The organism is Streptomyces spiramenti (genome assembly GCF_012034385.1).
GTDB classification, from domain to species: Bacteria; Actinomycetota; Actinomycetes; order Streptomycetales; family Streptomycetaceae; genus Streptomyces; species Streptomyces spiramenti.
The window spans coordinates 21027-27467 of the sequence record NZ_JAAVJB010000042.1 but is presented as its reverse complement, the minus strand read 5'-3'; the positions used below and the strand labels follow the sequence as shown (position 1 = coordinate 27467).

General features: G+C 74.2%; 4 protein-coding genes. All 4 read left to right on the top strand.

Annotated features, from left to right (window positions below):
* Positions 1-167: 167 nt before the first annotated feature.
* The 4 genes from HCJ92_RS08150 (at position 168) to HCJ92_RS08135 (ending at position 6021) form a co-directional block, all read left to right on the top strand.
* Positions 168-1937 carry an amino acid adenylation domain-containing protein gene (locus HCJ92_RS08150; protein ID WP_167932784.1) on the top strand — a complete coding sequence of 590 codons (1770 nt, stop codon included), beginning with the start codon at positions 168-170 and terminating at the stop codon, positions 1935-1937.
* Between the two features lie 35 nt (positions 1938-1972).
* On the top strand, positions 1973-3346 hold the full coding sequence (locus tag HCJ92_RS08145) for a condensation domain-containing protein (RefSeq protein WP_167932783.1): 1374 nt from the start codon (positions 1973-1975) through the stop codon (positions 3344-3346).
* A 126-nt stretch (positions 3347-3472) separates the two neighbouring features.
* Complete coding sequence (locus HCJ92_RS08140; protein WP_167932782.1) at positions 3473-4696, top strand: acyl-CoA dehydrogenase family protein; 1224 nt, start codon at positions 3473-3475, stop codon at positions 4694-4696.
* 83 nt (positions 4697-4779) lie between these two features.
* Positions 4780-6021, top strand: coding sequence for a cytochrome P450 family protein (locus HCJ92_RS08135; protein WP_167932781.1), 1242 nt, complete (start codon positions 4780-4782; stop codon positions 6019-6021).
* Positions 6022-6441: the final 420 nt, after the last annotated feature.

Sequence of the window (6441 nt, the reverse complement as noted above, 5' to 3'; positions counted from 1 at the left end):
GGTGAGATCGGGGCGGCCCAGGTACCCCCGCGCGCGGCGGGGCGCACGCCGGAGCGCCGGCCCGCCGCCTCGGCAATACAGGAGATGCACCGCCGCGACGGCCCGTGCCAACGTTCCACATCGCCGCGGCCCCTCGGGCCGCCGCCGACACCGGGAGGGCAACGCCCGTGGCTCACACCTCGATCCATCAGCGCTTCGCGGAGCACGCGGCGGCGACCCCCGACCGCGCCGCGCTGATCTCCGGCGGTCGCACCCTCGACTACCGGGCGCTCGACGAGCTGGCCAACCGGTTCGCCCACCGGCTGCTCGCGCTCGGCGTCGGTCCGGGCGAGCCCGTGGCGGTACTCGCCGACCGGTCGCCGGACGCCGTGGTCGCCGCCCTCGGCATCCTCAAGTCCGGTGCCTCCCACCTCCCGTTGGACCCGTCCCACCCGGAACTCCGCACCCGGGCGGTGCTCACGGCCGCGGGGTGCGCCGTCCTCGTCACCGACGCGGCCACCCGCGAGCGGGGCCTGCCCTCGTTCTCCGGGACCGTCGTCGAGGTGGCGGGGACGGCGGAGGGCGAACACCCCGCGCACGACCCGGGTTTCCGGCCCGCCAGCGACACCCTCGCCTGCGTCATCCACACCTCCGGTTCGAGCGGCACCCCCAAGGGCGTGGAGATCACCCACGGCGGTGTCGTCGCCCTCGCCTCCGACAGCCTCTGGCAGGACGGGCACCGGCGGATCCTGGCTCTCGCGCCGCAGGCGTTCGGCGTCTGCCTCTACGAATGGTGGGTCCCGCTGCTGAACGGCGGGACCGTGGTGCTCGCACCTCCCACCGCTCCCGACGTCCGGACCCTCCGACAGCTGATCGCCGAGCAGGACATCGACGCCGTGCACGTCACCGCCGGTCTCTTCCGGGTCCTGGCACAGGAGGACCCCGGGGTCTTCGCGCCGGTGCGGGAGGTGCTGACCGGCGGGGACGTCGTGGCGCCCGCGGCGGTCCACGCCGTCCTCGACGCCTGCCCGGGCACCACCGTCCGTGCGACCTACGGCGCAACCGAACTCGTCGCGTTCGTCCTCCAGCACGTCATGACGGCGGACCGCCCACCCACCGGTCCGGTCCCCGTCGGCCTCCCGATGGACGGCGTCGTCGTCCGACTCCTCGACGAGCAGCGGAGGCAGGTGCCGAACGGCGCCGTCGGCGAGTTGTACGTCGGCGGGCCCCGCCTCGCGCGGGGGTACCTGGGCCGCCCCGATCTCACCCGCGAGCGCTTCGTCGCGGACCCCCACGCGGCGGGCGGCGCCACGCTGTACCGCACCGGTGACCTGATGCGCCGCACCACCGGCGGCCGGCTGGAGTTCGTCGGCCGGACGACCGACCGCCTCAAGATCAGAGGGCACCTCGTCGAGCCCGCGGAGGTGGAGCTGCTGCTCACCGCGCACCCCTCCGTCGGGGACGCCGCCGTCGTGGCGGCCCTGGACGGGGCGGCCCCCGACGACCGCCGGCTCCACGCCTTCGTGGTGCCCCGGGGGAACCGGGCGGTGGACCGGGCGGAACTGCTGGAGTGGTGCGGGCAGCGGCTCCCGGGCTACCTGGTGCCCTCCGTGGTGCGGGTGGTGGACCGCCTCCCGCTCACCTCCAACGGGAAGGTGGACCGGGCCGTGCTGCGCGCCGCCGCGGTCCGTCCCGTCCCCCCGCCGCCGGCCGCGGCGGAGGGCGACGGGCGCCTGGCGCGGCTCTGCCGGCTCTTCGCCGAGGTCCTCGCCGTTCCGGCGGTGACGGCCGAGGGCGACTTCTTCGAGCTCGGGGGGCAGTCGCTCCAGGCGATCCGGTTGATCTCCCGCATCGAGCGGGAGTTCGGCGCGGTGGTGGAGGTCGGGGAGGTCTTCTCCCACCCCACCCCCGAGGAGCTCGACGGCCTGTTGGCCGCACGCGTGAAGCCGGGCGCCTGACGGGCCCGGACGGCGACGAGGAAACGGACGAGACGATGACCCAGACCAAGAGCACGGCCACGCCCGCCCCAGCGGCGGGTACCGCCCCCCGCGTCCCGCTCTCACTCAACCAGCAGTTCCTGCGGTCTTTCGACAAAGGACCCGAGGACGGCGCCTTCGGGCACCGCCACACCCTCGTCGGCGGCTGGCGGCTGCGGGGGCCTGTCGACACCGCCCGGCTGCGGGCCGGACTCGACGCGGTCGTGCACCGCCACGAGGCGCTGCGAACGGAGATCGTCGCGGACGACGACGGAGGGCACCAGGTGGTGCGTCCCGCCGGGCCCGTCACCCTGACAGAGGTCCACCTCCCGGCGGACGGCGACCGCGACACCGCGGCCGAGGAGTACCTGAACACGGTGGACGCGAGCGTCTTCCCGGTGGCCGAACGCCCCCACCTGCGGGCCCACCTCGGCAGGTTCTCGCCGGAGGACGCCGTACTGGTGCTGGCGACCCACCACACCTCCACCGACGCCTGGTCGCTCCAGGTGATCGCACGCGACCTCCTCGCCGCCTACGGCGACCCCGACGCAGCTCCCGCCGAACCTCCCGTCCCCTACCGTGAGTTCGCCCTGGCACAGCAGAGCGGCAGCGGCAGCGACCCCGTACGGCGGGCCCGCGCCTACTGGCAGAGCCGCCTCGGCGGCGCCCCGATCACCGGCCTCGCCACCGACCGGCCGCACGAGGAGAGGACCCCCGCGGACTACGGGGTCGAGAGGTTCGTCCTCGGCAGAGACCTCTCGACCGGGACCACCGCGCGCGCCCGCGCCGTCCGCGGTACCCCCTTCATGGTCCTCGCAGCGGCGTACACCGTTCTCCTGCGGGAGCGGACCGGCGCGGGCGACGTGGTCTTCCCGACGTTCTCCGCCGGACGCTGGGAGGAGCGGTACGCGCACGCGGTCGGGCCCTTCTTCAACTTCCTGCCGATACGCGTCGACACACGTGACTGCGCGACCTACGGCGACGTGCTCACCCGGACCAGGACCGCCTGCCTCGGCGCCTACCAGCACGAGATCCCGTTCGCCCACGTCGCCGAGGACTCCCCGGGACTGCTCGCCCCGTTCGCCGATCCCGGCCTCGCCGTCGCCGCCTTCGAGATGCTGCAGGCGCCGTTCGGCGCCGACGGCCCGGCCGCGGAGGGCGGGCCCTCCGTCGCCGAGATCCGACGCCGCACGCTCTCCCAGCGGGTGAGCTCCGCCATCCCCAACGGCGCGTTGTGGGCGCTGGACCTCCTGGCCGACGGCGAACTGGTCGGCAGCCTGAAGTTCGACCACTCCCGTTGGGACCGGGAGACGGTGGTCGGCCTGCTGGCGGGGTTCACGCGCCACCTGGAGATCACCGCGCGCGCCCCCGAGACCGAACTGCCGCACTGAGACCGGCCGGGCCCCGCGCCCGGTGCCCCCCCCGGAGCGCCACCGCTCCGGCCGTCGCCGCCCGCTCCCGCGCGAGGCGGTACCACCCCTCCCGGGCACCACCGAGCCACCGAGGAACGAGCACCCATGACCACGCCCCCCCCTGCCACCGCCCCGCCGGACGCCGTCCCCACGTCGGACGAACTCGTCGCCCGCGCACGGGACATCGCCCGTGGACTGGTCGCCCGGCAGCAGGAGACCGAGGACCGCGGCTACTACGCCGCGGACACCCACGAGGAGTTCCGCGCCGCCGGCTTCTACCGCATCCTGGTGCCGCGACGCTACGGCGGCCACGGGAACGGCCCGGCGGTCTTCCTGCGCGTCGCCACCGAGCTGGCGCGCGGCTGTCCGTCGACCGCCTGGATGTACCTCTTCGGTGCCGTCCACGCGTCGGCGGTCGGCACGCTGCTCGGTGAGGAGGCCCAGGCGGAGATCTTCGCCGACGGCGACTTCATCTGCCCGGCCACCGTCGCACCCGCGGGTTCCGCCCGGCGCACGCCGTCCGGCTGGCGTGTCGACGGCACCTGGGCGTACTGCTCGGGCGCGCCGTACGCCACCCACTTCCTCGGCCACACCCTGGTCCCCGGCCCGGAGCCCGAGGGCCCGCCGGTGCCGCTCCTGTTCATCGCCCCGAGCCGGACGTTCGAGCGGCTCGACGACTGGGACGCGCAGCTCGGCCTCCGGGGAAGCGGCTCCCACAGCATCCGGCTGACCGACGCGCCGGTACCGGACCGGTACACGCTCGGCGGGCACCTCGCCCAACTCGCCGTCACGGACGGCACCCCGGGGCGGACGCTCCACGGCCCGCTCTACGGTGGGGGGCCGTTGAGCCTGATGCTGCTGGAGCTCGGCGCGCTCGCGGTGGGCATGGCGCAGGGGGCGCTCGACGCCTACGAGGAGTTGGCGCGTGCCCGCACCACGTCCTTCCCGCCCGTCGTGCCCCGGACCGCCGACCCGGACTACCAGCTGCGCTTCGGCGAGGCCACCGGCATGATCGCCACCGCCGCCGCCGCCATGGACGACGCGGCGCGTCAGTGGGAGGCGATGTGCGTCGAGGGCGCCGCCGCCTTCACGCGGGAGCGGGAGCTGCGACTCGCCCTGATCAGCCGGTACGCGGTGCAGCTCGCCTGGCGGGCCGTCGAGGACCGGCTGGTGCCGACCGCCGGGTCCAGCGCGATGCGCCGAGGGGAGCGGCTCGAACGGGTCTGGCGGGACATGTCCACGCTGCACAGCCATCTCGGCAACGGGGTCTTCCTCGCCACGCACGCCAACCGCGAACTGGCCAGGGCGCACTTCGGCGTCGCCGACTGACCGCGCGACCCCGCCGGCCGGTCGCCGGGGCGGGGATCCACGAACGACGCACCACCGACACCACTCACTCCGGGACGGAACCCATGACACAAGGCTGCCCCTTCACCCTGGACACCACCGGCAGCGACCTGCACGGTGAGACCGCCGCGCTCCGCGAGGCCGGGCCCGCCGTGCTGGTGGGCCTCCCCGGCGGAAAGCACGCCTGGTCGCTCAACCGCCACGACGACATCAAGCGGGTGCTCGGCGACCCCCGGGTCACCAAGAGCGCGCGTCACCACTGGCCCGCCTTCGTCAACGGCGAGGTCCCCCCGGACTGGGAGCTGATCAGCTGGGTCGCGATGGACAACATGGTCACCGCGCACGGCCGTAACCACCTGCGGCTGCGCAGACTGGTGGGCAAGGCGTTCGGTCCGCGCCGCACGGAGGCGTTCCGTCCCCGTGTCGAGGAGTTGACCGACGAACTGCTCGACGGACTGGAGGCGGCGGCGCCCGGCGAGGTCGTGGACCTGCGGGAGCGGTTCGCCTACCCCCTGCCGGCCCGGCTGGTGGCCGACCTCATCGGCATGGCGGAGGAGGCGCGCGCCAGAACGGCCAAGGTCATCGACGCGATGGTGGACACCACCCTGAGCCCGGCCGACGCCCAGGCCGTGCTGGCCGGCTGGCGCGCCGCGATGGCGGACCTCATCGCGGAGAAGCGGCGGAACCCCGGCGAGGACATCACCAGCGACCTGGTCGCCGCCCGCGACGAGGACGGGGAACGCCTCACCGAGGACGAGCTCACCGACACCATCTTCGCGATCCTCGGGGCCGGTTCGGAGACCACGATCAACTTCTTCGACAACGCGATCACCGCGCTGCTCTCCGATCCCACGCAGTTGGAGCACGTCCGCAGCGGTCGTGCCGACTGGGACGACGTGATCGAGGAGACGCTGCGGGCCGAGTCGCCGCTCGCCCACCTGCCGCTGCGGTACGCCGCGGAGGAGATCGAGGTGGGGGGAGTGACGATCCCCAAGGGGGACCCGATCCTGGTCAACTACAGCGCGGTGGGCCGGGATCCCCGGCTCCATTCCGAGGACCCGGACCGCTTCGACGTGCTGCGCGCGGACAAGTCCCACCTTTCCTTCGGCCACGGGCCCCACTACTGCCTGGGCGTCGGCGTGGCGCGACTGGTCGCCCGAACGGGACTGTCCCGGCTCTTCGAGCGGTTCCCCGACCTCGCCCTGGCGACGCCGCCGGGAGAGTTGCGTCCGCTGCCGACCTTCATCATGAACGGCCACCGCAGCCTGCCCGTCCGGGTCCGCGCCCGCACGGCCACCGGGAGCTGACCGGTCGCGGGGCGGAGAGGCGGTACGGACACGGGCGCCGGTGCGGCGGGAGACCCGCCGCCTCGGCGGTCCGCCCGGGGCGCCGAGGATTCGTGGCCGATGAACGTTTCGGTCGGTGATTCTGGAAGGCACGGTGCGGAATTGCGCCTTCCGCTCCGGGGCCGTCCGGTGGTCGGCGCAAGCGGGGCCGATCGGGGCCGCTCCCTCCGGGGTGCCGAACGGCGTGGACCGGCCAACCGCGCGCTTTTCGGTCGAGTTCCCGACTCCTTCTCCTGGATGCCGACGACTGCGCTACCGTGCCCCGCCGCCGACGACTTGCTCGAAGACGGGCAGCGATGAATACGGGGTGTGGTTGTATGTGGAGGTGGAATCCCGGGCGGCGCGCTTTCGGTCTCCGTCAGGAGCGCCGTTCCGGTTTCG

What these genes read in the sequence shown, in the direction of transcription:
- HCJ92_RS08145 (WP_167932783.1), top strand. Translation starts at nt 1,973, where the DNA reads ATGACCCAGACCAAGAGCACGGCCACGCCCGCCCCAGCGGCGGGTACC.
- HCJ92_RS08140 (WP_167932782.1), top strand. Translation starts at nt 3,473, where the DNA reads ATGACCACGCCCCCCCCTGCCACCGCCCCGCCGGACGCCGTCCCCACG.
- HCJ92_RS08135 (WP_167932781.1), top strand. Translation starts at nt 4,780, where the DNA reads ATGACACAAGGCTGCCCCTTCACCCTGGACACCACCGGCAGCGACCTG.